Genomic DNA, 25,570 nt, shown 5'->3' with positions numbered 1-25,570 from the left:
TCAATCTGCCGGGCGCTGGTCAGGACGCGCGGGTGGGGGCGACGCCGGTCGGCGTCGGGGCGACCGGCGCGCCCGGCGCTTCGGCGGCGATGCACCAGTCGCCGCCGTCCCGGGTGACGGTGAAGACCAGCGGTCGGATGACGGTCCGCTTGCCGACAGTGACCGAGACCGAGACGCGGACCTCCTGCCCGAGCGGACCGGACCGGACGTCGGTGATGGCCGCCTCCGGCACCTGGAAGTGGTCGGCGAAGTCGCCGTTGGGGCCGGTGGCACCCAGGTCGAAGCCGTCGTGCAGCAGCGCGCAGAGCTGGCTGCGGCCGGCGGCGACGTCCTTGGCCGCCATCGCGTCGAGGTACGCCTGCACGCGCTCACGGGAGCGGGTGGCGGCCTCCTCGGCGGGGGCTCGGGCCGGCTTGGGGGCGGACTTCTCCTCGTCCTTGTCGCCGATTCCGCAGCCGACCAGGGCAACCGGCAGCAGCACCAGCCCGGCGGCGGTCGCCGCCAGCCTGCGGTGGGTCGGGCGCATGATCACCTCCGTCGGCGGTGAGATCGAGACGTGCCGAGCCGCGAGTCTGCCACATCCAACTGACCGAGCCCAACGGCGGCGGCCCGGCCGACGCTGGGCGTCGACCGGGCCGCTGTGTCACGGGCGGGAAGGGACGGTGCGGGCCCCTTCCCGCCGTGTGGGTGGTGCGTCGGCCCTCGGCTCAGCCGAGACCGCCCTTGATGGCGCCGATGAGCTCGCCGTTGCTCGTGTCACCGGAGAGCTCCCAGAAGAACGCGCCACCGAGGCCCTGGTTGTTCGCGTACGTCATCTTGCCGTTGATGGTCGACGGGGTGTCGTAGCTCCACCAGTTGCTGCCGCACTTGGCGTACGCGGTACCGGCGATCGTGCCGGTGGCCGGGCAGGTGTTCTTGAGGACCTTGTAGTCCTCGATGCCGGCCTCGTAGGTGCCCGGCGCCGCGCCGGTGGCGCTGCCACCCGGAGCGGCCTGGGTGACACCGGTCCAGCCCCGACCGTAGAAGCCGATGCCGAGCAGCAGCTTGTTGGCCGGGACGCCCTTGCTCTTGAGCTTCTGGATCGCCGCGTCGGAGTTGAAGCCCTGCTGCGGGATGCCGGTGTACGAGGTCAGCGGTGAGTGCGGTGCCGTCGGACCCTGGGCGGCGAAGGCGCCGAAGTAGTCGTAGGTCATCGGCATCAACCAGTTGAGGTTGCCGATCGCACCGGCGTAGTCGGTGGCGTCGATCTTGCCGCCGTTGCTGCCGTCCGCGGTGATGGCGGCGGTGACCAGGGCGCTGGACCCGAACTTCGACCGCAGCGCGCTGATCACGTTCTTGAACGCGTTCGGGCCGCTGGTGTCACAGCTCAGACCGCAGGCGTTGGGGTACTCCCAGTCGACGTCGATGCCGTCGAAGACGTCCGCCCAGCGCGGGTCCTCGACCAGGTTGTAGCAGCTCTCGGCGAACGCGGCCGGGTTCTGCGCGGCCTGCGTGAAGCCGCCGGACCAGGTCCAGCCACCGAACGACCAGATCACCTTGAGGTGCGGGTTCAGCTGCTTGAGCTTGCGCAGCTGGTTGAAGCTGCCGCGCAGCGGCTGGTCCCACGTGTCGGCGACGCCGTCCACGCTCTCCGCAGCGGTGTAGGCCTTCTCGTAGTCGGCGTAGCTGTCACCGATGGCGCAACGACCGCCGGTGGTGTTGCCGAAGGCGTACAGGATGTGGGTCAGCTTGGCGGCCGAGCCGCTGGTCTGGATGTTCTTGACGTGGTAGTTGCGCCCGTAGACGCCCCACTCGGCGAAGTAGCCGACGATCTTCTTCCCACCCGGGTTCGGCGGGTTGGTGGTCGGCGGTGGCGTGGTGGGCGGAGGGGTGGTGGGCGGCGTCGTCGTCGGTGGGGTGGTGGTCGGCGGAGTGGTGGTCGGCGGGGTCGTTCCGCCGCCGCACGCGGCGCCGTTGATGGTGCAGTTCAGCGGTGCCTTGTAGGCGCCACTGCCGTTGTAGCCCCAGCTGAACGAGGCGCCGGGGGCGATGCCGCCGGCCCAGCTCTTCTTGACCGCGACGTAGTGGTTGCCGCTGCTGGTGACGTCGGCGTCCCACGCGCTGCTGATGGTGGTGCCCGACGGCAGGTCGAACTCGATGCGCCAGGTGGTGACAGTGGCGCTGGAACCGTTGGTGACGGTCACCCTCGTCTCGTGACCGGTCCCCCAGTCCTGCGCCTTGGTGAAGGTGGTGGTGACGGTGCCGGCGCCGAACGCGGTGGTCACCGGCACCGCTGCGACGGTCACGGCGACCACGGCACCGGCCCAGAGGGCCCGGCGGAGCGATCTTTTCATGAGGCGTCTCCCGAACTGTTAGGAAACTTTCCAAAAGAGATGGTGAGACGGTACTCACGGCGTCATCAGTTCGTCAAGATGCGCATGTTTCGATTTCTTCTGGTGCACGGAGTGCTCACGCTGCGCCCACCCCGGATGGAAGCCCGGCCGGCGCGTAGCCTCGGCCCATGACCGTCTTCGACATCCCGATCGACGCCCTCAACGGCGGCCCCGCCGACCTGGCCCGCTACCGCGGCAAGGCGCTGCTGGTCGTCAACGTGGCCTCGCGCTGTGGCCTCACCCCGCAGTACGCCGGCCTCCAGACGCTCGCCGACTCCTACGCCGACCGAGGCCTGGTGGTGCTCGGGGTGCCGTGCAACCAGTTCGCCGGGCAGGAGCCGGGCAGCGCCGCCGAGATCAGCGACTTCTGCCAGGTCAACTACGGCGTCACCTTCCCGCTGACCGAGAAGGTCGACGTCAACGGCCCCGACCGGCACCCGCTCTACGCCGCGCTCGTGGGCACCCCCGACGCCGACGGGCACACCGGAGACGTGCGCTGGAACTTCGAGAAGTTCCTGGTGGCCCCGGACGGCTCGGTCGCCGCCCGCTTCGCCCCCACTGTCGAGCCCGACTCCGACGACCTGCGCGTAGCAGTCGAGAAGGCCCTCCCCACCTCCTGACGCCCCGGGCGCCGCACCGCACCGCCTTGATCACGCTCGAACATGGATGTAGTGGCCTGCCAACTCTCGGATGCCACTACATCCCGGATCAAGCGCGATCTTGCCGGGCCGGCGCCGCAGGAGGACCGGCGGTCCACCGCGACCACCCGCCCGAACCGCTCGTCACCGGAGAGTGGCAGGTCCCCGGAGAGCCGGTCGGTGACCGGCGTGAGCAGTACGTTGTGCAGGGCGGCTCGCGCGCGTCCAGGCGCCCGCCGCGAGCAGCCTGCGCAGCTGCCGGCAGCGAGCAATCGAAATAACCCACCAGTCTGGTCGGGAATGCGTCGTGGGTGGACGGAGTTGGGAACGAGCATGACAACTGTGGGACTGATCGGCAGTGGCAACATCGGCGGCACCGTGGCCCGGCTGGCCGTCGACGCCGGCTACGACGTGGTGCTGAGCAACTCGCGGGGCCCGGAGACCCTCACCGACCTGGTCGAGACCCTGGGCGCGCACGCCAGCGCCGGCACGACGCAGGACGCGGCGCAGGTCGGCGACCTGGTGGTGGTCAGTGTGCCGCTGAAGGCGTACCGCGCGGTGCCCGTGGAACCGCTGGCCGGCAAGGTCGTCATCGACACCAACAACTACTACCCGCAGCGCGACGGCACCTTCCCGGAGCTGGACTCCGGCGAGACCACCAGCAGCGAGCTGCTCCAGCGGCACCTGCCGGACTCGCGGGTGGTCAAGGTCTTCAACAACATCTACTTCAAGGGCCTGGCCGCGCTCCCCCGGCCGTCCGGCGCGGCCGACCGCAGCGCCCTCGCGATCGCCGGTGACGACGCCGCCGCGAAGGCTGAGGTGACCGCCTTCCTGGACCGGATCGGCTACGACGCGGTGGACGCCGGCCAGTTGGCCGAGGGGTGGCGCTACCAGCCGGACACCCCGGCGTACGGCACGCTCTACTCCGCCAGCCCGACCGACTGGGAGCACCCGGCCCCGGGCGACGCCGCGAAGCTACGCGCCGCCCTAGCCGCCGCCACCCGCTGAGCTAGGCCCGCCACCCTCCCCACGATCGCCTAGCGGGTGGTCGTGCGGAGGGCGGCGGGGCGACGGGTCGTCGGCGACGCGGGACATCCGGTGCGCCAGTTCGGCCCGTAGTCGGTGGACGTTCGGCGTGGTGGCGACAAGCGACACGTGGATCTCCTGCGGGCTCCGCCCGCGGGCCCTGCTCCACAGGCCCACCCGGCCCCATTCCCAGCGGTCCAGCACCGGCCGGGAGCGGGCCCGATCGGCGATGTCGACGACCAGGGTCGGGCTGAACCCGCCCCGCACCTCGGCTCGGGTCAGGTCGGGCCAGTCGACCTGTACCGTCCCACCGCCAGGCACTGTCAGTTCGAGGAAGTCGCGGGTCAGCCGGAGCGGCAGCCCGCCCTGACGCCGTAGGTGTATCGGGAAGCGGATCGCCGCCAGCAGAAGTATCGGCCCGTGCGGAAGCGGGTTGTACCAGGCATTGCCGAACGCGACGCCGAGCAAGGCGAAGGCCGGCAGGACCACCAGCGCTGCGCAGGCCACCCGGCCCAGCACCCGCCTGCGGGACCGCCGGAACCGAATCTCCCCCGCATCGACCTCCGTCACCATTGCTGTCCAGTAGCCACTCGTGGGCGAACCCAAACAGCTCGTCCCCCTGCGTCGAATCGGTAGCGACAGCCGACAAAAACATCGCTGTGGCAACTTGCGCCACAGTCCTGTTCACGGGACCCTGTTCTCTGGGTTGCCGCCCGCTCACCGAACGTGCCCCCGGAGGCGACATGCACACGCTCCGTACCGTGCCCCGCCGGCTGCTGGCCGGCTCCGGCGCGCTCCTGCTCGGCACCGCCCTCGCCACCGCCGCCATTCCGATTCCGGCCAACGCCGCGACCGGCGCGGACACCGTCGGATACGTCCGGCTCGCGCACCTCTCCCCGGACACCCCGGCGGTGGACGTCTACCTGGCCGCGCCGGGCGCGGCGAAGCCGCAGGTCTTTCCCGGGGTCGGTTACGGCGTGGTATCCGACTACCTCGAACTCGCGCCGGGCCGCTACGCGGTGGCGATGCGCGAGGCCGGTGCCCCCGCCACCGACCCCCCGGTGCTGACCACCGAGGTCGCGGTGACCAGCGGCGACGCCTTCACTGTGGCCGGTGTCGGCCGGCACGCCGACCTCGGCCTGCGGGTGCTCAACGACGATCTCAGCGCCCCCACCGACGGCCGCGCGAAGGTGCGGGTCGTGCAGGCGTCGGTGCGGACCCCGGTGCTCGACGTGGCCGCCGCCGACGGCCCGATGATCGCCGACGGGGTGCAGTTCGCCACCACTACCGACTACCAGCAGGTCGAGCCGGGCAGTTGGCGGCTGAAGCTGACGGGTGCCGGCGGGCCGAGCACCGACGCCGAGGTGCGGCTCACCGGCGGCGCGGTCTACTCGCTGCTGGTGCTCGACGCGAAACAGGGCGGGCTCACCGCCGAGCTGCGCCGCGACGCCGAGGGCGGCACCGTCGTCCCGGCCGGCGGGGTGGACACCGGCGCCGGTGGCACCGCCGGGGCCGGGTTCGACGCGTACCCAGTGGTGGCCGGCGGTCTGGCCGCGGCGGCCGGCGCGGTGGCCCTGCTGCTCTGGCGTCGGCGGCGGCGCACCACCTGGTGAGCGCCGAGCCGGACCCGTCGATCCGGCGGCACCGTGACCGCCGGATCCCGCTGGCCGCGCTGGTCGCGGCCGGCGCGGCGGTCTGCCTGGCCGTTGGCACCGGGGTCGGGCTGGCCACCACCGGCTCGCCGCCGCCGGTGGCGAGCTGGCACCCCGGCTGCGGCGACGACTGCCCGTCGGTGGCCGCCGCGCCCACGCCACACGGTCCACCCACGCGGGTACGCGTACCGCGCATCGACGTCGACTCACCGCTCACCGTGCTGGGTCTGGACCGCGCCGGCGCGCTGATTCCGCCGACCGACTTCCACGCCGCCGGCTGGTACGGCGGCGGCCCGGCCCCGGGCGACACCGGTCCGGCCGTACTCGCCGGGCACCTGGACTCACGACGCGGCCCGGCGGTCTTCGCCCGGCTCGGCGAGCTACGGCCCGGCGACCTCGTGGAGGTGTGGCGCGGCGGGCAGCGGTTGTCGTTCCGGGTGACCGGGTCGCTGCGTACCCGCAAGGACCAGTTTCCGACGGCAGTGGTCTACGGTCCGACGCCCGGGGCGGAGCTGCGCCTGGTCACCTGCGGGGGCGACTTCGACCGGCGGCGGGGTCACTACGTCGACAACGTGGTGGTGTTCGCGGTGACCGAGGCCCCCGACCCGGTCCTGCCGACGTCCGCGGCAGGCTGAGTCGTACGCCCTTGATCCACTCGGGTTCCCGGAAGTCGGGGCGTCCGCCGCGCTCCAATACCGCGATTTCCATGAACCCGAGTGGATCAAGCGGATGGGAGCTGGAGGGCGCGGAGGCGCGAGGCGCGAGGGGGTCAGAGGGGGCGGCGGCCGGCGAAGCCGCACTCGGCGCGGTGGTACCAGCGCACGTCGGAGTCGCCCTCCAGCCAGCACCAGAGCACGGCGCGGCCGGCCCGCTCGCCGGGGAAGTCGAGCAGCACCGGGGCGATGCCCTTGACCTGGATGTCGTGCTGGTGCAGCTCGTCGACGACGGCGTGCAGCCGCGCCTCCAGCGCCTTGACCTCGGCCAGCCCGCCGAGCGCGCTCATGCCGTGGTCGGCCAGGTCCGCGCGCAACTCGGCCAGGTCGGCCCGGACCCGGATCAACTCGTCGACGCGCGGTTGCAGGGTGGCCACCAGGTGCCGGGCCTGGGCAAGTGTGAACACCGGGCCAGTATGCGGCACGCACGGCCCCGCGACGCGCCCCGACCGCTCAGTCGGCCTGTGCCGCCAGTTCGCGGGCCCGATCCCGGGCGGCCTCCAGCGCGGCGAGCAGCGCCGCGCGTACGCCGTGCTTCTCCAGCTCACGAATCGCGGAGATGGTGGTACCGGCCGGCGAGGTGACCGCCTCGCGCAGCTTGACCGGGTGCTCGCCGGAGTCGCGCAGCATCACTGCCGACCCGATCGCGGTCTGCACGATCAGCTCGTGCGCCACCTGGCGGGGCAGCCCGAGCAGGATCCCCGCGTCGATCATGGCCTCGACCAGCAGGTAGAAGTAGGCCGGGCCGGAGCCGGAGAGCGCGGTGACAGCGTCCTGCTGCGACTCGGGCACGCGGATCGTCTGGCCGAGCGGCTTGAACATCTCCTCGGCCAACGTCAGGTGCGCCCCGGTGGCGTGCGCGCCGGCGGAGATCGCTGTCATCGCCTCGTCGACCAGCGCCGGGGTGTTGGTCATGACCCGCACCACAGGGGTGCCGTCGGGTAACCGGCGGCTGAAGAAGCTGGTGGGCAGACCGGCGCAGAGCGAGATGACGAGCTTGTCGGCCGGCACCTTGGGGCCGATCTCGTCGAGGAGCGCGGCGGCGTCCTGCGGCTTCACCGAGACCGCGAGCACCGCCGCCTCGTCCACAGCTGTCAGGTTGTCGACCACCCGTACGCCGTACCGGGCGGTCAGCTCCTCGGCGCGAGCGGGCCGGCGGGCGGTGGCCAACAGCCGGTCCACCGGCCATCCCGAGCGCAGCAGCCCGGAGAGCATCAGCTCACCGATCTTGCCCGCGCCGATCACCGCGACCGTGTGCACTCCGGCTGACATGTCGGCCCGTACCCCCTCGCATTGGGTCGCGGCGCGGCGGACCCGTGGGCCCGCCGCGCCGCCGACGATCGATCAGCTGCCGAAGAAGACCTCGGCCTCGGCGTACCGCTCCAGCGGCACCGTCTTCAGCTCGCGGGTGGCCTCGGCGAGGGGCACCCGGACGATGTCGGTGCTCTGCATCGCGACCATCTTGCCCCAGTCGCCGTCGTTGACGGCGTCGATGGCCTGCAGGCCGAGGCGGGTGGCGAGCACCCGGTCGAAGGCGGTCGGGGTGCCACCGCGCTGGATGTGGCCCAGCACCACGGTGCGGGCCTCCTTGCCGGTCTTGGCCTCCAGCTGCTCGGCGAGCCACTGGCCGATGCCGCCGAGGCGGACGTGGCCGAACGAGTCGAGCTCCTGGTTGGCGAGGACCATCTGGCCGTCGAGCGGCTGGGCGCCCTCGGCGACCACGACGATCGGGGCGTACTGGTGCTGGAAGCGCTTCTCGACGTAGCCGGCCACCTGCTCGACGTCGAACTGGCGCTCGGGCAGCAGGATCACGTTGGCGCCGCCGGCCAGGCCGGCGTGCAGGGCGATCCAGCCGGCGTGCCGGCCCATCACCTCGACGACCAGGGTGCGGTGGTGGCTCTCCGCGGTGGTGTGCAGCCGGTCGATGGCCTCCATCGCGATGTTGACAGCGGTGTCGAAGCCGAAGGTGTAGTCGGTGGCGCCGAGGTCGTTGTCGATCGTCTTCGGCACGCCGACGACGTGCACGCCCAGCTCGTAGAGCTTGGTGGCCACGCCGAGGGTGTCCTCGCCGCCGATCGCGATCAGCGCGTCCACGCCCTGGGCGGCGAGGTTGTCCTTGATCCGCTCGACGCCGTTCTCGATCTTGAACGGGTTGGTCCGGGACGAGCCGAGGATGGTGCCGCCGCGGGGCAGGATGCCGCGAACGTCGGCGATACCCAGGGGGCGGGACAGACCCTCCAGCGGGCCCTTCCAGCCGTCCCGGAAGCCCACGAACTCGTGACCGTAAGTGGCGACGCCCTTGCGGACCACCGCCCGGATGACCGCGTTGAGACCGGGGCAGTCGCCGCCGCCGGTGAGCACGCCGATACGCATGATCCGCTCATCCTCCTGGAGCATCAGGTAAAGCCCGATATGCCCCAGGGTATGTGTCAGGTCAGACCATCGGCGCCGTTGCCGGCCCGGGGCGGGCCGTCACTGCGAACTGTAGTCGGCCCGCCAGTACGACGACAGCGCGCCCCGGGCACCAGCCACCGGTCAATAGGTCACCTCGTGGTTCTCGCCGGCCTTCGGTGGCTGGCCGGTGACCGCGGCCTTCGCGTAGTCGAGCAGGTTTACCACTGTGCTGTTCGGCGAGTCCCAGTACTCGGCGGAGCTGGCGTGCACCTTGATCAACGTGAGGCCGGAGGTGTCCAGCCCGTCGGGAAACCACGCCTTGAGCAGCGGGTTCCACAGCCGCTCGGCCCGGGGCCGGTCGAACCCCTCGGTGGCGGTGCCGGAGATCGACACCCACGCGTTGTGCTTCTGGTCGGAGAAGGCGACGTTGACCTCCGGGTTCACCCGGATCTGGCGGACCTTGGGCGAGTCGGCGTAGGCGAAGAACCACAACTCGCCGTCGAACTCGGCCTCCTGGAGCCCCATCGGTCGACTCACCTGCCGCCCGTCCAGAGCAGTAGTGGTGAGCATGCAGATCCGCGCGGCCCGGGCCAGGCCGGTGACCCGGGCGCGTGCCTCCGCGGCGCTGCTCGGCTGGTCGCTCATGGCAATCTCCCTCGGCTCGGCTGGTCGAACCGTTGCCCGGGACAGAACCGGTCAAACCTAGGGCGGCGCGGCCACCATTCAGCGGGCGGTCATCGCCCGCCAGCGGGCCAGATTGTGTCGGGCATCGACCAGTGCGTCGTGCCGGGCCGCGTCCGCGTCCGGCAGGGGCGGCCGACCCCGGTCGTCCCAGAGCTGCCGCAGCTCCTTGGTGTAGCGGGGAATTTCCCGGGGCAGCGCCGGCATCGCACCCCAGAGCTGGGCGAGCACCACGTGGTCGTACGCGGCGAACCAGGCCCACAGCTCCAGCTGCTCCCCCGGCCGGTCTCGGATCGGCTCGACCAGGAAGTCGAACAGGTCGTCGCGGATGCGCTCACGCGAGCGCCAGGCCCGGTCCGCCGGGGAGGGCAGCTTGTCCAGCACGTTGCGTCGGACCCAGGGCACGGCGCGGGAGTCGTCGAACTCGGTGGAGACCGCGTAGAACTCGCGGCCGTACTCGTCGACGACACCGATCGAGACGAGGTCGACGGTCGTGCCGTCCTCGATGAACTCGCAGTCGTAGAAGTAGCGGTAGACCATTCCGGGCATCCTCGCCCACCGCCGCACGTCCGCGCCAGGCGGGGGCCGCCCCGAGGTCGACCGAGGCACGGCGACACCTCGTGAACGGCACGTCGCAGCTCGTGACGGTCACGGAAGTGCTTCGAGGGGTGTACAGCAAGCGACCGGACCGTCATGATCTGATGTGTACCGCTACCGGACGCCGAATCGGTGTCAGTTCACCTTGTCGGGGCCCATCAGGTTCGCCCGGTGAGCGAGTTGTGGTCCATGACCGGGGGAGGGGTTGGGCCGTGGAGGTTCGCCTGCCGGAGCCGGGTGACGCGCTCACGGGTGTCGAGATGTTCGCCGGGCTGGAGCCCGAGGTGCGGCAGCGTGTCATCGCCGCCGCCGTTCCGCGGACCTACCGCAAGGGCCAACTGCTCTTCGTGGAGAACGACCCAGGTGAGTCGCTGATCGTGCTGCGCCGCGGCGCGGTGGCGGTCTTTCGCACCGCACCCACCGGCGAGCGGGCCGTGCTGTCGGTTATCCGTCCACCGGACGTGCTCGGTGAGGTTTCCCTGCTCGACGCGTCCACCCGGTCCGCATCGGCCGAGGCCATCGAGGACTGCGCGGCGCTCGCGCTCTCGCGGGGCGCGTTCATGGAGTTGGTGCACTCCAACCCACGCATCCTGGACGCGGTGATGCGCTCACTGGGAGGGCTGATCCGCCGGCTCACCGAGCAGAACGCCGACCACGTCTTCCTCGACCTGCCCGGTCGGGTGGCGAAGACGCTGGTCCGGTTGGCCGGCGAGAGCCAGGCTCCGATGATCACGATCGAGCTCAACCAGAGCCAACTGGCCGAGATGGCCGGTGGTTCCCGGCAGAGCGTCAACCAGGCGATCGGTTCGTTCGCCAGCCGAGGCTGGCTGCGTACCGAGGGCCGCCGGATCGTGGTGACCGACGTGGCCGCGCTGCGCCGCCGCGCCGGCATGGCCGACCGCTGACCGACCGGCCCGCCCGGTTCGTCGTCGGTCGGGTATCCGATCTGGACGCGCGCCTTCCCTCGCTGCCCACTTCCCCATCCGTACGCACGGCTGCGCCGGCTGCCAGTGGCAGCCGGCGTCACCGTTCTCGCGGTTCAGCGGAGCGGGCTCAGCGGGTCGCGCCCGGCCAACGGGTCGCGGCCGACTGGTAGCCGGGGCCCGCCCAGAAGCCCGGTCCAGCCCAGAAGCCCGGTCCGGCCCAGATACCCGGTCCGGCCCAGCCACTCGCGGTCGTGGTGGTCGTCGTCGTGGTCGCCATGTCGTCCCCCTGGTCGATGTGTGGTGCCTGTCGTGCCTGTCTTGCCAAGGAACGCTATGGCGTAGAGCGTTGGGACGAAATAGGACAAATCGACATGAATCACTGGCTGAAGAGCGGTTGTTGGCCCCCACACCGCGCTGACAAGGTTGCCGCGCCCGCCCCTGTTCCAGGGCCCGTGCCGACATACCCGCAGCAGTGAGGAGCCACCGGTCATGTCATTACTCCGCGGCAATGTCGCATTTCGTCGGTACTGGTCGGCGCGCCTGGTGTCGTACACCGGTGACCAGCTGGCCCGGACGGCGCTGCTGATCGCCGTCTACGACCGACACGGTGGCGGCGCGGTCGCCCTGCTGCTGCTGGCGTCGACGGTGCCCCGCCTGCTCGGACCGTTGCTCGGTGCCCTGGCCGACCGGTTCGACCAGCGCCGGCTGATGATCGGTTGCGACACCGCCCAGGCGTTGACGTACCTCGCCGTCGCGCTGCTCGCGCCGCCGCTGCCCGTCCTGCTGGCGCTGATCACCGCTGCTACCACGGCCGCCACCGCGTTCACTCCCGCCGGACGCAGCCTGCTCCCCCGCCTTGTCGAACGCGAGCAACTGCCGGCGGCGAACGCGCAACTCGCGACCGGTGTCAACATCGGGCTCGCTGCCGGGCCAGCCGTCGGTGGCCTCCTGCTGGCGACCCTCGGGCTGACCGCAACGCTGCTGGTGGACGCGGCGACCTTCGTCCTCTCCGCGTTGCTGATCGGCGGAGTCCGGACACTCTCGACGACCGGCGCGACCCGCCGGTCCGAGCCACTGCACACGGTGCTGCGCGAAGGGCTGCGGGTGGTCCGAGGGCACAGCGTCGTCCGTGCGGTCTCGGTCGGCTTCCTGGTGATGGTGATGTTCGCCGCGCTGGACAACCTCGCCATCGTCCCCCTCGGACGCGCCGAACTGGGCGCCACCGAGGTCACTATCGGTTTGCTGGGCACCGCCTACGGCGTCGGCATGGTGCTCGGTCCGATGTGCCTGGCGAGAACCGGTGTACGCATCCGGATGGACCTGGTCCTCTACGGCGCGCTGCTCGCGCTCGGCGCCGGAACGCTGGTCACCGGTCTCAGCCCGGTGATCGCGCTCGCCATCGCCGGTCAGGCGGTCGCCGGTGTCGGAGCGGGCTGGCACAACGTCGCCGCCGACACCCTCATCCAGCAGAACGTGCCGGCCGAACGGCTCGGCGTGGTGTTCGGCACCGTCTACATGTTCCCGTACGCGGCGGAGGCACTGGCCTACGCCGTCGGCGCACCGCTGTTGGCGGTGGTCGGGCCACGATGGGTGCTGGTCATCTCGGGGCTGGGTGTGCTGGCCACCCTGGGGCTGATCGCTCCCCTGCTCACCCGGGCCCTGGGGCTACGGCTGCCGACAGCGGGCAGGTTCGCGGCGGCCAACGGGTGAGGCTCGACGACGGGTGCGGCCGGCGGACCGATGGCCCGCCGACCGCACCCGGACGATCAGTTCTCCTTGCCGTCGGCCGGCGGCGCACCCGGCCCCGGACCGATCTTCTTCGGATCGGTCGGCTTACCAGCCGTGGACGTGCTCGACGAGGTGGTCGTGGTCTCCCCCGACCCGCCCGACTGACCCTCAGGCTCTTCCACCATGCCCTGCTCCTCCAGTTCGGCGAGAGTGACCGCATCGACGTCGATCGTGTCGCCCGGCGCCCACTGCGTGCCACCCGGATCGGTCCACGAGGCGGACAGTCGTACCTGCACGGCACTCTCCCTGACATGAAACTTCCTGGTACGGAACACTAACCCCGACCGATCGACGCCGTTGCCCGTCCGCACGTCGGGTACCCGACTTGGCCGCCCGGCCGCGATACTGACCTCTTTCGCCCACGGAGCTGAACATCGACCTCAAGTGTGGACACTGCGCACGCGCGGCCGGGCCGGACGACCGCTTCTGCGGCGGGTGTGGCCAGCCGCTCGGGGTCAACTGTGCGCACTGCGGGCACGCCAACAGCACCGAGGTCAACTTCTGCACCAGCTGCGGCCAACCGCTGCGGGACCACGTCGTCACCGTGCAGGAGGACCGGCGTCAGGTCAGCGTGCTCTTCGTCGACATCGTGGACTTCACCAGCTACGCGGAGCGGGCCGACCCGGAGCAGGCCCGCGGTCTGCAACAGACCTACTTCGCCACCGTGCGCCGGATCGTGCACCAGTACGGCGGGGTGGTCGAGAAGTACATCGGCGACGCGGCGATGGCGCTGTTCGGCGCACCGGTGGCCACCGACAACGACGCGTTGCGGTGCGTCCGCGCCGGCCTGGAGCTGCAACGGAACCTGGCCCGCCAGCCCGCCGGCCCGCAGCCGCCGCTGGGCTTCCGGGTCGGCATCGCGACCGGAGAGGCCCTGGTCGACCTCTCCGCCACCCGCGACGGTGGGCAGGCCTTCGTGACCGGAGACGTCGTCAACACGGCCTCCCGCCTCCAGGGGTTCGCCCCGCCGGGCGGTGTCGTCGTCGACGAGAGCACCTGGTCGGCCACCCGACACGAGATGGAGTACGCCGACCAACCACCGGTCACCCTGCGCGGCCGGTCCGCTGTGAGCCGGATCTGGCTGGCCGTCCAGGTGCGACCACACCGGGACCCGCGCGGCGCCGAGCTGACCCCGATGGTGGACCGGGAACACGAGCGCGGTCTGCTGGTCAACGCGCTGCACCGGATGGTGACCGAGCGGACCTCCCAGTTGGTGACGGTGTTCGGCCCGGCCGGGGTGGGCAAGAGCCGGCTGCTGCGCGAACTGGCCCGGCACGCCGGCAGCCTGCCCGGCCCGCCGATCACCTGGCTCGTCGGGCAGTGCCCGCCGTTCGGCGAGAACGTCACCTGGGCCGCCCTGTCGGACATCGTGAAGACCTGGGTGGGAATGCCGGAGGTCGACGACCCGGTCGCGCTGCGCGAACGGCTGCGGTCCCGGCTGGGGCAACTCGCCGACCCGCACGCGACCCGGCTGGCCGAGGCGCTCGGGCCGCTGATCGGCGTACCCGGCGAACGACTCACCCCCGGCGAGACCGAGGCCGCGTGGCGGCGGTTCCTGCTCGCCCTGGCGACCACCGGCCCGACAGTGCTGGTCTTCGAGGACATGCACTGGGCCGACCAGGCGATGCTCGCCTTCGTCGAGCAGCTGGGCGCGTCGGCGCGCGGCGTACCGCTGCTGGTCGTCGCGACCGCCCGGCCGGAGCTGCGGGAACGGAACCCGGCCTGGACCGGCACGATCAGCGGCGCGATGTCCATCTCGGTGCCGCCGATGCACGACACCGACATCGACGCGCTCTACTCGCTGCTCCTCGGGCAGGCGACGCTGCCCTCCAGCTCGCGTACCCCGTTGATCGAGTTCGCCGACGGCAACCCGCTCTACGCCCAGGAGTACGCCCGGATGCTGCTGGACGGCGGCCTGCTCGACGCTGTCGGTCCGACCCCCCGCCTCGACCTCGACGGTGGCGCGGAGATGCCCCGCACCGTGCAGGCGGTCATCGCCAACCGGCTCGACCTGCTGGACCCTGCCGACCGGGCGGTGCTCCAGGCCGCCGCCGTGGTCGGCGTGGTGTTCTGGGCCCCGCCGGTGGCGATGGCGTTGGGGCGGCCGGTGGAGTGGGTGGAGCGTGCGCTGGACCGCCTGCAACGTCGCGACCTGGTGTACGAGCAGAGCACGTCGACGATGCCCGGCCAGCCCGAGTACCGGTTCCGGCACATCCTGGTGCGCGACGTCTGCTACCAGCGGCTGCCCAGGGCCGAGCGGGTGGTGCGTCACCAACGCACCGCCGACTGGATGGCGCAGCTCACCGACGGCCGGCAGTACGACCTGGCCGAGGTGCTGGCCAACCATCGCTGGGCGGCGCACGAGATCGCCCGGACGGTCGGGCTGGACACCGCCCCCTACGCCCCGTCGGCGCGGGCCGCGCTGCACCGGGCGGCCCGCCGGGCGTACGAGCTGCACGCGCTGGACACCGCCGCCGCGCTGGTCGGCCGGGCGCTGGCCCTGGACGTCGGGCCGGACCCGGCGCTGGAGCTGTTCGACGCCGAGCTGGCGTTCTATCGGGACGGGGACGCCTTCCTGGTGGCGGGGGGCACTGACACTCTCACCCGGCTGGCCGAGCGGCTCACCACGAGCGGCGACCGGACGGGAGCGGCGCGCGCCTGGACGCTGCTCGCCACCGCCGCCTGGAGTCGGGCCGACCGGTCGGCGACCCTGCACTGCCTGGACCAGGCGATCGGCATCTACGGCGACCTACCGGACACTCAGGAGAAGGCGGGCGCCCTGCTGGAGCTGGCCCGGGTGCACATGCTCAACGCGGAGACCGAGCCGGCGTGCACCGCCGCACGGGCGGCAGCGTCCCTCGCCGAGCGGCTCCAGCTGCGCGAGGTCCAGGCCAACGCGCGGATCACCCTGGCCGTGGCGCGCTACCTGGCCGGCTCCGCCTCGGCGTTCCCGGAGCTGGCGGAGGTGACCGAGCACTGCCGGGTGGAGCGGCTGACCAGTCGACGCCGGGCCGTGCAGAACCTGGCCTGGGCGTTGCAGGAGGAGGGCGACCTGGCCGGCTCGGCCCGGTTGGTCGACGAGCAGCTCACCCTCGACCTGGGCGGCGAGCACAGTCTGGCCACCAGCTTCGCCGACGAGTGGGCGCGGTCGTACTACGCGGGTGACTGGACGGCGGCACTGGCGATGGCGGCGGAGTCGACCCGACGGCCGACCGCGGAGTGGGATCTGCACATCGTGGCGGTCTCGGGTTGGATGCGCGGGCTGGCCGGAGCCGAGCTGGTCGGGCCCGACGAAGCCGCGGGGCCGGACGGGCCGGGTGGGGATCTGGTCGAGCAGGCGCTGGTCGCGGCTCGGCGCACCGGTTTCCACAGGGTGCTGCGTTCCACCCTGGCGCACGCCGCCCTCTGCCGGGCGGTGCAGGGCCGCCGCGACGAGGCGATGGCGCTGCTCACCGAGCTGGACGAGGACTGGCAACGGACCCGGATGATTCCGTTCGCGGAGTGGGTGCCGGCCGTCGGGCACGTCGCCGGGGTGCTCGGCGCGGACGCGGCCCGGCTGGTCCGGCAGCTGCTCGACCGGGCGCCCCGGATGACACCGTGGGCTGACGCCGCCGGTCAGGTCGCCGACGCCACGCTGGCCCGGCACGCCGGGGACGCCTCGACAGCGGCGAACCTGCTGCGCTCGGCGGCGGCGAGCTACGCCCGGATGACCGACGTGACCGACGAGGTCATCACGCTGGCGCTGGCCATCGGCCCGCTCGCCGAGACCGACCCACCCGCCGCCGTGGCGACCCGCGCCCGCCTGCACGACTTCGCCACCCGTCACCAAGCCCCCGCCCTGCTCCACCTGCCCTGACCGCAGGGCGGGCCGGCAGGGCGGTGGCTCAGGCGGCCAGCGGCGCCGGGACGGGCTCCTTGAGCTTCTGGGCGTAGACGTCGACGTACTCCCGACCGGAGAGCTCCATCAACTCGTACATGATCTCGTCGGTGACCGCGCGCTCGACGAACCGGTCGCCGGCCAGCCCGGCGTAGCGGGAGAAGTCCAGCGGCGCCCCGAACCGGATCTTCACCCGATCGATCTTGGGGATGAGCTTGCCCGGCGGCTGGATCTCGTCGGCGTTGAGCATCGCCACCGGCACCACCACCGCGCCGCTCTCCAGGGCCAGCCGGGCCACCCCGGTCTTGCCCCGGTAGAGCCGCCCGTCCGGAGAGCGGGTGCCCTCGGGGTAGATGCCGGCCACTCCCCCGGCGCGCAGCACCTGCAACTGGGTGTCCAGGGCGGCACGCGCGGCCCGGCCGCCGGAACGGTCCACCGGAATCGTGCCGGTGCCGACGAAGAACATCTTGGTCAGCCAGCCCTTGATCCCCTTGCCGGTGAAGTACTCGGCCTTGGCGACGAAGGTGACCTTCCGGGCGGTGATCAACGGAGTGAAGATCGAGTCGGAGAAGGAGAGGTGGTTGCTCGCCAGGATCACCGGGCCGGTCGCCGGCACGTTACGCAGGCCCTCCACCTGCGGGCGGAAGATCAGCTTGAGCAGCGGACCGAGGATGACGTACTTCAGCAGCCAGTAGAGCACCGGCGTCCTTTCCCGTGGTGTGCCCGCGACAGCGCCAGCCGTCGTCGCCGCCGAGCCTACGAAGCGAGCGCTCTCACCACAACGGACGAGAACAGGGCCGAGGCATCGAGCCGCCAGCGATCACCGAGATCGCACTTGTCGCGCAAGAACGGACAAAGAAGCCCCGCCGCGACCTGCGGGAGCAGCCGTGACTTTGGAAGACGCGACACAACGCACTCCCGGAACCATGCCCTGACGTGTCACGATTCAGAGCACGGCGTGCGCACGGGCGCCGAAGGGCAGCGGTGGCCGCGCCGGAAGGCGCGTTAAGGGGGATGTCCGGGTGTCAGCGGGTGGGGCCCGCCGGGGACGGCGGGACAACGGGCTCGACGCGAACGAGTACGCCGTCGTCGGCGACGTCGATCCGCGCGTCGGTGAGCACCTGCTCGACGTGCTGGCCGCCGGTGGGATCGCCGCCTACCTCCAGCCCTCCGCCGACCTCAACCCGGTCACCCGCACCACCACGGTGCCGGCCCGGCCGGTCGACCGGCTCTACGTCGACCGCTCGCACCTGACCACCGCACGGGACTACCTGACCCAGCTCGCCGACGAGACCGCTCCGGAGCAGCCACCGGCCCGCGACGAACCGGACATCGACGCCGAGTGGGCACGGATCGTGGCAGGCTTCCACACCACCTCCACGCCCGGTGACCACCCGTGGCCGGCTTCGGAGGACGTGGACGAACGGGACACCCGTGACGAGTCGACCTCCGGGCCGCTGACCCGCTCCGGCACCGACGAACCCGGTCCGACCGCCACCGACGTTCGCCGGCTACCGTCCGCGACGGACATCTCCGGGATCTCCGTGGGGCGCGGCACCCGACCGGACGAGCCGTCGCTGCTCGACGGGTTGGACACCTTCGGCGCCGACCTGCCCGACGACGAGGACGACGAGGGTTACCACCCGCCGCCACCGCCGCCGCTGCCGCGGGTCAGCAAGTACGCGGTGATCGGCGTGCTCGGGGTGGTCGTCGGGTTCGTGCTGTTCCTCTTCCCGTGGCTGCTCCCGATCGACCGCTCGGCGGTCACCCTGTTCGGGTTCACCGGCATCCTGGCCGGTTTCGTCACGCTGATCTGGCGGTTGCGCCCCGGCGACGAGGACGAGGACGACCCGGACAACGGCGCCGTCGTCTGAGGTCGGCCCGCATCCCGGGACGGCAGCGCCCCGCCGGGCGCGTAACAGTGGTGTAACTTACTGTCAGTAGGAATACCGCTGTACGTCACTTCCCCCGCTGACTGACCGGTTTTTCCTTGCTCGCGGCGGTCAGTCCTCTGCTGATCGGAATGCCCGAGATGCGACAGAGTTCTCTCGTGGTGGTCGCCAACCGCCTCCCCATCGACGACAATCAGGCCCCCGACGGGGCCTGCGAGTGGCGGCGCAGCCCGGGTGGGTTGGTCAGCGCGCTGCACCCGCTCCTGCGGCACACCCCGGCGACCTGGGTCGGCTGGGCCGGTGGCACCGGGCCGGCCCCCGCCCTGCCGGACGTGGACGGCGTGCGGATGCACACCGTCGCGCTCAGCCCGGAAGACCTGCGCGATCACTACGAGGGGTTCGCCAACGCCACCCTCTGGCCCCTCTACCACGACTCCGTGGAGCAGCCGCAGCACCACCGCCGCTGGTGGGAGGCGTACCAGCGGGTCAACCAGCGCTTCGCCGAGGCGACAGCGGAGGTGGCCGAGCCGGGCGGGGTGGTCTGGGTGCAGGATTACCACCTGCAACTGGTCCCCGGTCTGCTGCGCGCGCTCCGGCCGGACCTGCGCATCGGGTTCTTCCTGCACGTGCCGTTCCCACCGCCGGAGCTGTTCATGCAACTGCCCCGCCGGGCCGAACTGCTGCGCGGCATGCTCGGAGCCGACCTGGTCGGCTTCCAGCGGGTGCAGGCGGCACACAACTTCGCCCAGTTGGTGACCCGGGTGCTGGAGCTGCCGGCCACCGACCGGCGGATCGGCATCGACGACCGGGTCGTCCGCATCGGCGCATTCCCGGTCTCCATCGACACCGCCGAGATGGCAGCGCTCGCCGACCGCCCGGACGTGGCCGCCCGGGCCCACCGACTCCGCCAGGACCTCGGCGATCCCCGGCAGGTCATCCTCAGCGTGGACCGGATGGACTACACCAAGGGCATCGAGCAGCGCCTCAAGGCGTACAGCGAGTTGCTCGCCAGCGGCGACGTCAAGGTCCGCGACACGGTGCTGGTGCAGGTCGCCATGCCGAGCCGGGAACGCGTCGGCCAGTACCAGATCCTGCGCGAGCGCATCGAGCGCGAGGTCGGCCGGATCAACGGCGAGTTCGGCCGGGTCGGCGAGCCGGCGATCCACTACCTCACCCAGCCCTTCGACCGGGCCGAACTGGCCGCGCTCTACCGGGTCGCCGACGTGATGGCGGTGACCCCGTTGCGCGACGGAATGAACCTGGTCGCCAAGGAGTACGTTGCCGCGCGGGTCGACGACACTGGCGCACTGCTGCTCAGCGAGTTCGCCGGCACCGCCGCCGAACTGTCCCAGGCGTACCTGGTCAACCCGCACGACCTGGAAGGACTCAAGCAGGGCCTGCGCGCGGCGCTGCGGGCCGACCCGGCCGACAGCACCCAGCGGATGCTTGCCATGCGCGCCCACCTGCACCAGCACGACATCCGGGCCTGGGCCCGCTCCTACCTGCACGCCCTGGACGAGGGCGGCGCCCTGGTCAGTCGCCTGACCAGCACCGACGCCGGTTCCGACGGCACCGCTCGGGTGCCCCGACCAACCACCCCGACCGGCAGCCCGGCCGTCCACCAGGCCGGCGGCTGACCGGCGGCGGCCCGGCTGCTCAGTGCGCCGCCGGCTCCTTCTCCAGCCAGTCCAGGATCGCGTCGATCGGCTCCGCCCACCGCGCGTCCAGCATCAGGTCGTGGCCCATCCCGGGGAAGAGCAACGGGGCCGACCCGTAGCGGCGGGCCACCCGGGTCAACGTCGACGCCGGCACCACCCGGTCGTCCGGGCTGCCCAGCACCAACACCGGAGGCGCGCCCACGGCCGGCTCGGCCACCGGCTCACCCAGCAGCGCCCACTGCGCCCGCCGACCCGCCCGACCGAGGCGTCCGACGTACCGCCGGGCCTCCTCGTCGGGCAACTCACGGCTGAACAACTGCCCCCGGTTGAGCCGCAACGGCCCGCCGAACACCGCCGGCAACGTGCCCGCCGGGTTGCGGCGCAACGCCGCGCCCAGCACTCCCCAGCCGCCGAAGACCGGCGCCACCAGCACCGCGCCCCGCGCCGGGTAGCGGGCCAACGCGTGCGCCACCACCAGGGCCCCGGCGCCGTGCCCCACCAGCACCGCCTGCCGCGGCAGGCTCGCGGCCACCTGGACCACATCGTGGGCGTACGCCCGCAGCGTCGCCTCCGGCGCCGGCTCGCTGCCACCGTGCCCGCGCAGGCTCACCGCGTACGCCGAGAACCCCCGCGACGCCGCGTGACCCAACCAGTGCTCGGCGAACGCCCACGCGCCGTGCCCGAACCCGGGTACGAAGAGCAGCGGCGGGCGCCCCTCCTCCAGCTCGGGGACCGCGCTGAGCACCTCCCGCCGGGCCGGCCGGACCGGCCGGGACCACTCCCGACCCCGCATGATCCGCAGTTCACTGTTCGCGCTCACCGTGCCAGCCTTTCGTTCGCGACTGCGGGGCTCGCAAGCTCACTCCTCGCGCTCACTTGCCCTCCAGCTCGCTTAGGGCGCTTTGGATGGCGCGCAGGTAGTCGGCGTGCCCGACCTCGAACCAGTGCCGGCTGCTGTCCTTGACCGGCCCGGAGTACCGCTCCCCGGCCCGGTCCCGCACCCGCTGGGCGAACGCCGTGGCCCGTTCCGGCCGGTCCCGGCGGGCCTGTAGCAGCCGGGCGAAGAGCACCGTCTGCCAGTGCGACAGGGTGAACAGCCCGGAGTCCGGTTGCAGCAGGCCGGCGACGGCCAACGTCGGGTGCCCCGGGGTGAACGCGTTGAGCCACAGCGTGGGCCGGCCCGCTCCCGCGCTGTCACCGAACACCGACGCGTCGAGGAACTCGAAGCGCGGCAGGTAACCGGTGGCGAAGACGACCACCTCGGGGTCGATCTCGCGACCGTCGGCCAACTCCACGGCGTACGGGTGGAACCGGGCGACGTCCGGCACCGGGCCGATCCCGCCGTGACCCACGTAGTAGACGAGCTGACTGTTCGCGATCGGGTGCGTCTCGTACACCCGGTGGTCGGGCTTGGGCAGGCCGAAGCGGGTCAGGTCGCCGACGGTCAGCCGCAGCGTCCAGTGGTAGAGCCACTGCCGCACCCGCAGCGGCACCCGCAGCGCCAACAGGCTGTCGTTGACCTGGTCGGCGGGGCGACCGAGCACGTACTTCGGCGCGTACCAGTAGCCGCGCCGGGTGGAGTGCCAGCAGCGCGACGCCTGCTGGGCGGCCTCGACGGCGATGTCGCAGCCGGTGTTGCCGGCACCGACCACCAGCACGCGCTTGCCGCGCAGCTGCGCCGGGTCCTTGTAGGACGAGGCGTGCATGATCTCGCCGCGGAACTGTTCGAGGCCCTCGTAGCGGGGCAGCTTCGGCGACCAGTTGTGGCCGTTGGCGATCACCACGGCGGCGTACCGGGCGGTGCGCTCCGGGCCGTACCCGCCGGTGGAGCGGGTGGTCACGTCCCACCGATCGCCCTCGACGGGCTCGACGCGGATCACCTCGGTGCCGAACCAGATGTGCGAGCGCAGGTCGAAGTGGTCGGCGTACCGCTCGAAGTAGGACAGCAGCTGACCGTGGTGCGGGTAGTCCGGCCAGGAGTCCGGCATCGGGAAGTCGGGAAACTGGGTGAACGGCTTCGACGAGATCAGGTGGGTGCTGGCGTACACCGGGCTGCGGTCGTGCCGCCAGTTCCAGGCGCCACCGACGCCCGTCTCCCGCTCGTAGCAGTCCACGCCGAACCCGTGTTCGCGCAGGTTCTTGATGGCCGTCAGGCCGCTGGCCCCGGCCCCGATGACGCAGACCGTGTCGCCCCGGTCGGAGACCGGGCGGCCGTCGCTGTTCGACGCGGGCGAGGTCGCCTCCGGGTCGGGCCGGCCGTGGTCGGTGGAGGTGGACACCGGGGACATCTCCTTTTGGTACGGCAGGCGTGCCGGTCGCCGCGAAATCCTCTCCACAACCGGGCCGGATGTCCAGTCCTGAGCCGGACCCGCCGACTTGTCGAGCCGGGGTCGGGGGTCAGCCGGTGGTGGGCAGCAGCAGGTCGACCAGGACCGGGAAGTGGTCGCTGGCCCGGCGGGTCTGCGGGGTGTCCACCACGTCGTAGTCGACCACTGTGATCCGCGGGTCGACGAAGAGCGCGTCGATGCGCCGGCGCGGGTCGGCGCAGGAGTAGGTGAGCCGCTCGGCCCGGTCGGCCGCCACCGCCGCGTCGGTCAACCCGCGCGACACGGTGGCCCAGGCGGGCCCGTCCGGACCCTCGTTGAGGTCCGCCCCGGCCAACACCGGGCTGGTCGCCGCGTCCAGGCCACGCTTGAACTCGGTGGCCTGGGAGGGCCGCTCGGCCGGGTCGGTGGACAGGTGCGAGCCGGCGAGGGTGAACCGGGCGTCACCGACCCGGCAGTCGGCGTACGCGGCGCCGCGCAGGTGCCGGCCGGGGGTCAGCGGAAAGCGCTGGCAGCGGGTGTCCAGCACCTGGACCCGCAGGCTGGTCAGGAGCAGGTTGCCCAGGGCGGGCAGCCCGCCGGCGGCCACCACCAGACCGAACGACTCGGCCAACGTGGCGGACTTCTGCCGCCACCGGAACCGGCGCGGCCCCTCCTGCACGATCACCACGTCCGGCGTCGCGGCCCGGACCACCGCCGCCAGGGCGGCGGTGTCGTCGCGCTGGCTGTGGATGTTGTACGACACCACGCGCAGCGGCACGCCCATCCCGGACCGCCTCAGATCCGGCGGGCCAGGTCAGCGGCGCCGATCACCCCGGCGCTGTTGCCCAGCTCCGCCGGGAGCACCTCGGCCACCGGCAGGCGACCCCGCTGGGCGAGCGCGTCGAGGTACGAGCGACGGGTGGGGCCGAGCAGCAGGTCACCGGCGTCGATCACCCCACCGCCGACCACCAGGGTCTGCGGGTCGAGGATCTGCGCCATGTCGGCGAGGCTGGTGCCCAGCCACCGGCCGATCTGGGCGAACGCCTCGGCGGAGACCGGGTCGCCGCCCTGCGCGGCGGCGGTCACCATCGGGCCGGTGATCGCCTCGGCCTCGCCGCCGGCCAGCTTCAGCAGGGCGGCGGCCCGGTTGGGCTCCTGCCGGGCGCCGGCCCGGGCGAACCGGACCAGGGCGCTGCCGCTGGCGTACTGCTCGATGCAGCCCAGCCGGCCGCAACCGCACTGGTGCCCGTCCGGCACGGCCAGCATGTGGCCCAACTCCGCGGCGATGCCGTGCGCGCCACGCATCAGGTCGCCACCGAGGACGATGCCGCCGCCCACACCGGTGCCGATGGTGAACATGATCATCGAGTCGTCGGCGTCGCGGGCCGCGCCGTAGCGGAACTCGGCCCACGCGGCGACGTTCCCGTCGTTCTCCACGATCACGGGCAGCCCGACGGCCTCGCTGACGTACTCGCGCAGCGGTTCGTCACGCCAGGCCAGGTTGGGAGCGAAGAGCACCGTCGAACGGCTGGCGTCGATCCAACCGGCCGCGCCGATGCCGACGGCCTCGATGGTCCGCCCGGCAGCCAGCTCGCCGACCAACTCGATGATGACGTCGCGGGTCTTGGCCACGTCATCGGCGGGAGTGTCCCGTCGGGTCTGCACGAGGACCGCGCCGGTGTCGTCCACGACACCGCCGGCCACCTTCGTGCCACCGACGTCGACTCCGATGGTCAGCGTCACCGCTACCGCCCCCCTCTGCTGTGCTGTCCGGCCCGGTCCCGGCCCAGTGCCGGTCGGGGTCGGAAGGTCCCGCGTTCAGGCGCCGTCGCCCGATGCTTCCGCGTCGGCGTCATCGGGCACCCGCGAGGCGGGCACCACGGGACGGGTGGTCGGTGCCGGTACGGTCGCCGTCCCGGCCTCGTCGACGGGTGGTACGGCGGCCGGGGCGAGTGGGTCCGCCGTCCGGGTGGCGACCGACCAGACATCCCGCTCCGGCGCCGGCTGAGAATCATGCCCGGTACGGGTGGCATCGCGCCACACGTGGTCGTCGACCGTCGCGGTGGGCGGGGCGCCCGGTGCCGGCGCGGGGAACACGTCGTCGGTGCTCGCGGTGGGTGCCGGCGAGGCCGGGGCGGTCGGCTCCGCGGCCGGCTCGGCGGAGCTCGGCGCGGACGGTTCCGCCGGGGAGAACGCGCGGAGCAGGCTGGCGACGCCCGCGGCGAGGTCACCGGCGCCGGTCGCGAGCCGTTCGGCGAATTCCGGACTCGGGTCCCGCAACGCGGCGATGCCCCGACAGACCGGGCAGACGCAACATTCGGCCGAACCGGTGGCGAAAGCACCACCGGTGCCAGGGCTGGCGTCCGGGCCCGCGCTGTGACCGAGGACACCGGACAACATCCCGCCCAACGAACCGAACGCGCCGCCCGCCGAGCCCGCGGAGGCCAGTCGTGCCCCCGCCAGCAGTGTGGCGACCAGTCGCTCCGCCTCTTCCCGGGCCGAACCCGGATCCGTTCCGCCCACCGTCGGCTCCTCTACCGTGCCACCGGACACGTCACTGCGCCGCACCGGTTGCTTCTACCCGGCGCTTGAGCTGCTTCAACGCGGTGTCCATGATCATCTTCTCGGCTTTGCGCCGAAACATTCCGAGCATGCCGACCGACAGGTCGACCTCCAGCGTGTAGGTCACAGTGGTGCTGCCGTCCGGGTTACCCACCAGGTCGTACGAACCACGCTGGGCCTTCTGCATCTTCGAGGGGGCGACCAGGTGCCACTCGATCCGGGACAGATCCTCGGCGTACTCGTAGGCGAGCACGTACTCGTCGGCCATCACCCCGGCGTCGATGGTGAAACGCACCTGACTGGCGTAACCGTCCTCGTACTCCTCGATCACCTCGGCACGACGCACCGCGTCGGTCCACTCCGGGTAGCGCGCGAAGTCGCAGATGACCGCCGTCACCCGATCCGGTGCGGCGCCGATGATGATCGACTGGGTGGAGGAGTCCGCCATGGGGGGAGGCTACCCGCCTCCTGGATGTCTCACCCCGACC

25 protein-coding genes are annotated in these 25,570 nt (G+C 72.0%); 9 read left to right on the top strand and 16 right to left on the bottom strand.

Going from position 1 to position 25,570, the window contains the following annotated elements; translation table 11 throughout:
* Positions 1-19 precede the first annotated feature (19 nt).
* Positions 20-526 (bottom strand): nuclear transport factor 2 family protein, encoded by a 507-nt coding sequence (locus tag NIE79_RS20615; RefSeq protein ID WP_238680111.1) that lies wholly within the window; start codon positions 524-526, stop codon positions 20-22.
* Between the two features lie 181 nt (positions 527-707).
* A complete protein-coding gene (locus NIE79_RS20610) occupies positions 708-2,333 on the bottom strand; it encodes a glycosyl hydrolase family 18 protein (RefSeq protein WP_238680110.1) in 1,626 nt (541 codons plus the stop codon).
* A gap of 167 nt (positions 2,334-2,500) precedes the next feature.
* On the opposite strand from NIE79_RS20610, the gene NIE79_RS20605 reads away from it, so the two are divergent.
* Complete coding sequence (locus NIE79_RS20605) at positions 2,501-2,992, top strand: glutathione peroxidase (RefSeq protein ID WP_238680109.1); 492 nt, start codon at positions 2,501-2,503, stop codon at positions 2,990-2,992.
* Between the two features lie 351 nt (positions 2,993-3,343).
* On the top strand, positions 3,344-4,018 hold the full coding sequence (locus tag NIE79_RS20600; protein WP_238680108.1) for an NADPH-dependent F420 reductase: 675 nt from the start codon (positions 3,344-3,346) through the stop codon (positions 4,016-4,018).
* Here NIE79_RS20600 and NIE79_RS20595 read toward each other — a convergent pair.
* A complete protein-coding gene (locus NIE79_RS20595; protein ID WP_238680107.1) occupies positions 3,998-4,609 on the bottom strand; it encodes a hypothetical protein in 612 nt (203 codons plus the stop codon). The genes NIE79_RS20600 and NIE79_RS20595 overlap by 21 nt on opposite strands.
* Positions 4,610-4,779: 170 nt before the next feature.
* Between NIE79_RS20595 and NIE79_RS20590 the strand changes: the two genes are divergently transcribed.
* Together NIE79_RS20590 and NIE79_RS20585 are read left to right on the top strand one after the other, a co-directional pair.
* Positions 4,780-5,649, top strand: coding sequence for a DUF4397 domain-containing protein (locus NIE79_RS20590; RefSeq protein ID WP_238680106.1), 870 nt, complete (start codon positions 4,780-4,782; stop codon positions 5,647-5,649).
* Positions 5,646-6,323, top strand: coding sequence for a class F sortase (locus tag NIE79_RS20585; protein ID WP_238680105.1), 678 nt, complete (start codon positions 5,646-5,648; stop codon positions 6,321-6,323). The genes NIE79_RS20590 and NIE79_RS20585 overlap by 4 nt, the downstream gene beginning before the upstream one ends.
* Before the next feature lie 134 nt (positions 6,324-6,457).
* Here NIE79_RS20585 and NIE79_RS20580 read toward each other — a convergent pair whose 3' ends face one another.
* From NIE79_RS20580 to NIE79_RS20560, 5 genes are all read right to left on the bottom strand, one after another.
* Positions 6,458-6,808, bottom strand: a complete 351-nt coding sequence (locus NIE79_RS20580; RefSeq protein WP_238680104.1) for a DUF2203 domain-containing protein — start codon at positions 6,806-6,808, stop codon at positions 6,458-6,460.
* 46 nt (positions 6,809-6,854) lie between these two features.
* Complete coding sequence (proC, locus tag NIE79_RS20575; protein ID WP_203121894.1) at positions 6,855-7,673, bottom strand: pyrroline-5-carboxylate reductase; 819 nt, start codon at positions 7,671-7,673, stop codon at positions 6,855-6,857.
* Between the two features lie 72 nt (positions 7,674-7,745).
* A complete protein-coding gene (locus NIE79_RS20570; protein ID WP_124821156.1) occupies positions 7,746-8,774 on the bottom strand; it encodes a 6-phosphofructokinase in 1,029 nt (342 codons plus the stop codon).
* Between the two features lie 162 nt (positions 8,775-8,936).
* Complete coding sequence (locus tag NIE79_RS20565) at positions 8,937-9,440, bottom strand: pyridoxamine 5'-phosphate oxidase family protein (protein WP_238680103.1); 504 nt, start codon at positions 9,438-9,440, stop codon at positions 8,937-8,939.
* A 78-nt stretch (positions 9,441-9,518) separates the two neighbouring features.
* The gene (locus NIE79_RS20560; RefSeq protein WP_238680272.1) at positions 9,519-10,016 is read right to left on the bottom strand and encodes a polyadenylate-specific 3'-exoribonuclease AS; all 498 of its coding nucleotides are present in this window, start codon (positions 10,014-10,016) and stop codon (positions 9,519-9,521) included.
* Positions 10,017-10,285: 269 nt separating this feature from the next.
* Between NIE79_RS20560 and NIE79_RS20555 the strand changes: the two genes are divergently transcribed.
* Positions 10,286-10,978, top strand: a complete 693-nt coding sequence (locus NIE79_RS20555) for a Crp/Fnr family transcriptional regulator (RefSeq protein WP_091407574.1) — start codon at positions 10,286-10,288, stop codon at positions 10,976-10,978.
* 510 nt (positions 10,979-11,488) lie between these two features.
* Positions 11,489-12,709, top strand: a complete 1,221-nt coding sequence (locus NIE79_RS20550; protein WP_238680102.1) for an MFS transporter — start codon at positions 11,489-11,491, stop codon at positions 12,707-12,709.
* Between the two features lie 56 nt (positions 12,710-12,765).
* Here the strand turns inward: NIE79_RS20550 and NIE79_RS20545 are convergent, their stop codons facing one another.
* Positions 12,766-13,023 carry a hypothetical protein gene (locus NIE79_RS20545; RefSeq protein ID WP_196918950.1) on the bottom strand — a complete coding sequence of 86 codons (258 nt, stop codon included), beginning with the start codon at positions 13,021-13,023 and terminating at the stop codon, positions 12,766-12,768.
* 131 nt (positions 13,024-13,154) lie between these two features.
* Between NIE79_RS20545 and NIE79_RS20540 the strand changes: the two genes are divergently transcribed.
* Entirely contained in the window at positions 13,155-16,643 is a 3,489-nt protein-coding gene (locus NIE79_RS20540; protein ID WP_274524409.1) for an AAA family ATPase, read from the top strand.
* Between the two features lie 28 nt (positions 16,644-16,671).
* Here the strand turns inward: NIE79_RS20540 and NIE79_RS20535 are convergent, their stop codons facing one another.
* The gene (locus tag NIE79_RS20535; protein ID WP_238680101.1) at positions 16,672-17,364 is read right to left on the bottom strand and encodes a lysophospholipid acyltransferase family protein; all 693 of its coding nucleotides are present in this window, start codon (positions 17,362-17,364) and stop codon (positions 16,672-16,674) included.
* A gap of 322 nt (positions 17,365-17,686) precedes the next feature.
* Between NIE79_RS20535 and NIE79_RS20530 the strand changes: the two genes are divergently transcribed.
* Both NIE79_RS20530 and NIE79_RS20525 read left to right on the top strand, forming a co-directional pair.
* The gene (locus NIE79_RS20530; protein WP_238680100.1) at positions 17,687-18,538 is read left to right on the top strand and encodes a DUF308 domain-containing protein; all 852 of its coding nucleotides are present in this window, start codon (positions 17,687-17,689) and stop codon (positions 18,536-18,538) included.
* Positions 18,539-18,696: 158 nt separating this feature from the next.
* Positions 18,697-20,193, top strand: a complete 1,497-nt coding sequence (locus tag NIE79_RS20525; RefSeq protein ID WP_238680099.1) for an alpha,alpha-trehalose-phosphate synthase (UDP-forming) — start codon at positions 18,697-18,699, stop codon at positions 20,191-20,193.
* A 19-nt stretch (positions 20,194-20,212) separates the two neighbouring features.
* On the opposite strand, the gene NIE79_RS20520 is transcribed toward NIE79_RS20525, so the two are convergent.
* The 6 genes from NIE79_RS20520 to NIE79_RS20495 form a co-directional block, all read right to left on the bottom strand.
* Positions 20,213-21,007 carry an alpha/beta hydrolase gene (locus tag NIE79_RS20520; RefSeq protein WP_238680270.1) on the bottom strand — a complete coding sequence of 265 codons (795 nt, stop codon included), beginning with the start codon at positions 21,005-21,007 and terminating at the stop codon, positions 20,213-20,215.
* A gap of 79 nt (positions 21,008-21,086) precedes the next feature.
* Positions 21,087-22,493: a flavin-containing monooxygenase gene (locus tag NIE79_RS20515; RefSeq protein ID WP_238680098.1), complete on the bottom strand. Its 1,407-nt coding sequence runs from the start codon at positions 22,491-22,493 to the stop codon at positions 21,087-21,089.
* Between the two features lie 118 nt (positions 22,494-22,611).
* Complete coding sequence (locus NIE79_RS20510) at positions 22,612-23,304, bottom strand: endonuclease/exonuclease/phosphatase family protein (RefSeq protein ID WP_372471695.1); 693 nt, start codon at positions 23,302-23,304, stop codon at positions 22,612-22,614.
* 11 nt (positions 23,305-23,315) lie between these two features.
* Entirely contained in the window at positions 23,316-24,263 is a 948-nt protein-coding gene (locus NIE79_RS20505) for an ROK family glucokinase (RefSeq protein ID WP_238680097.1), read from the bottom strand.
* 75 nt (positions 24,264-24,338) lie between these two features.
* Positions 24,339-25,043: a hypothetical protein gene (locus tag NIE79_RS20500; protein ID WP_238680096.1), complete on the bottom strand. Its 705-nt coding sequence runs from the start codon at positions 25,041-25,043 to the stop codon at positions 24,339-24,341.
* A gap of 31 nt (positions 25,044-25,074) precedes the next feature.
* Positions 25,075-25,530, bottom strand: coding sequence for an SRPBCC family protein (locus NIE79_RS20495; protein ID WP_238680095.1), 456 nt, complete (start codon positions 25,528-25,530; stop codon positions 25,075-25,077).
* Positions 25,531-25,570: the final 40 nt, after the last annotated feature.

Origin of the sequence: Micromonospora trifolii (assembly GCF_022229005.1) — a bacterium.
Lineage (GTDB): Bacteria > Actinomycetota > Actinomycetes > Mycobacteriales > Micromonosporaceae > Micromonospora > Micromonospora trifolii.
Note: the sequence above shows the minus strand (reverse complement) of the source record. Positions and strands in the feature narration are given on the sequence as shown.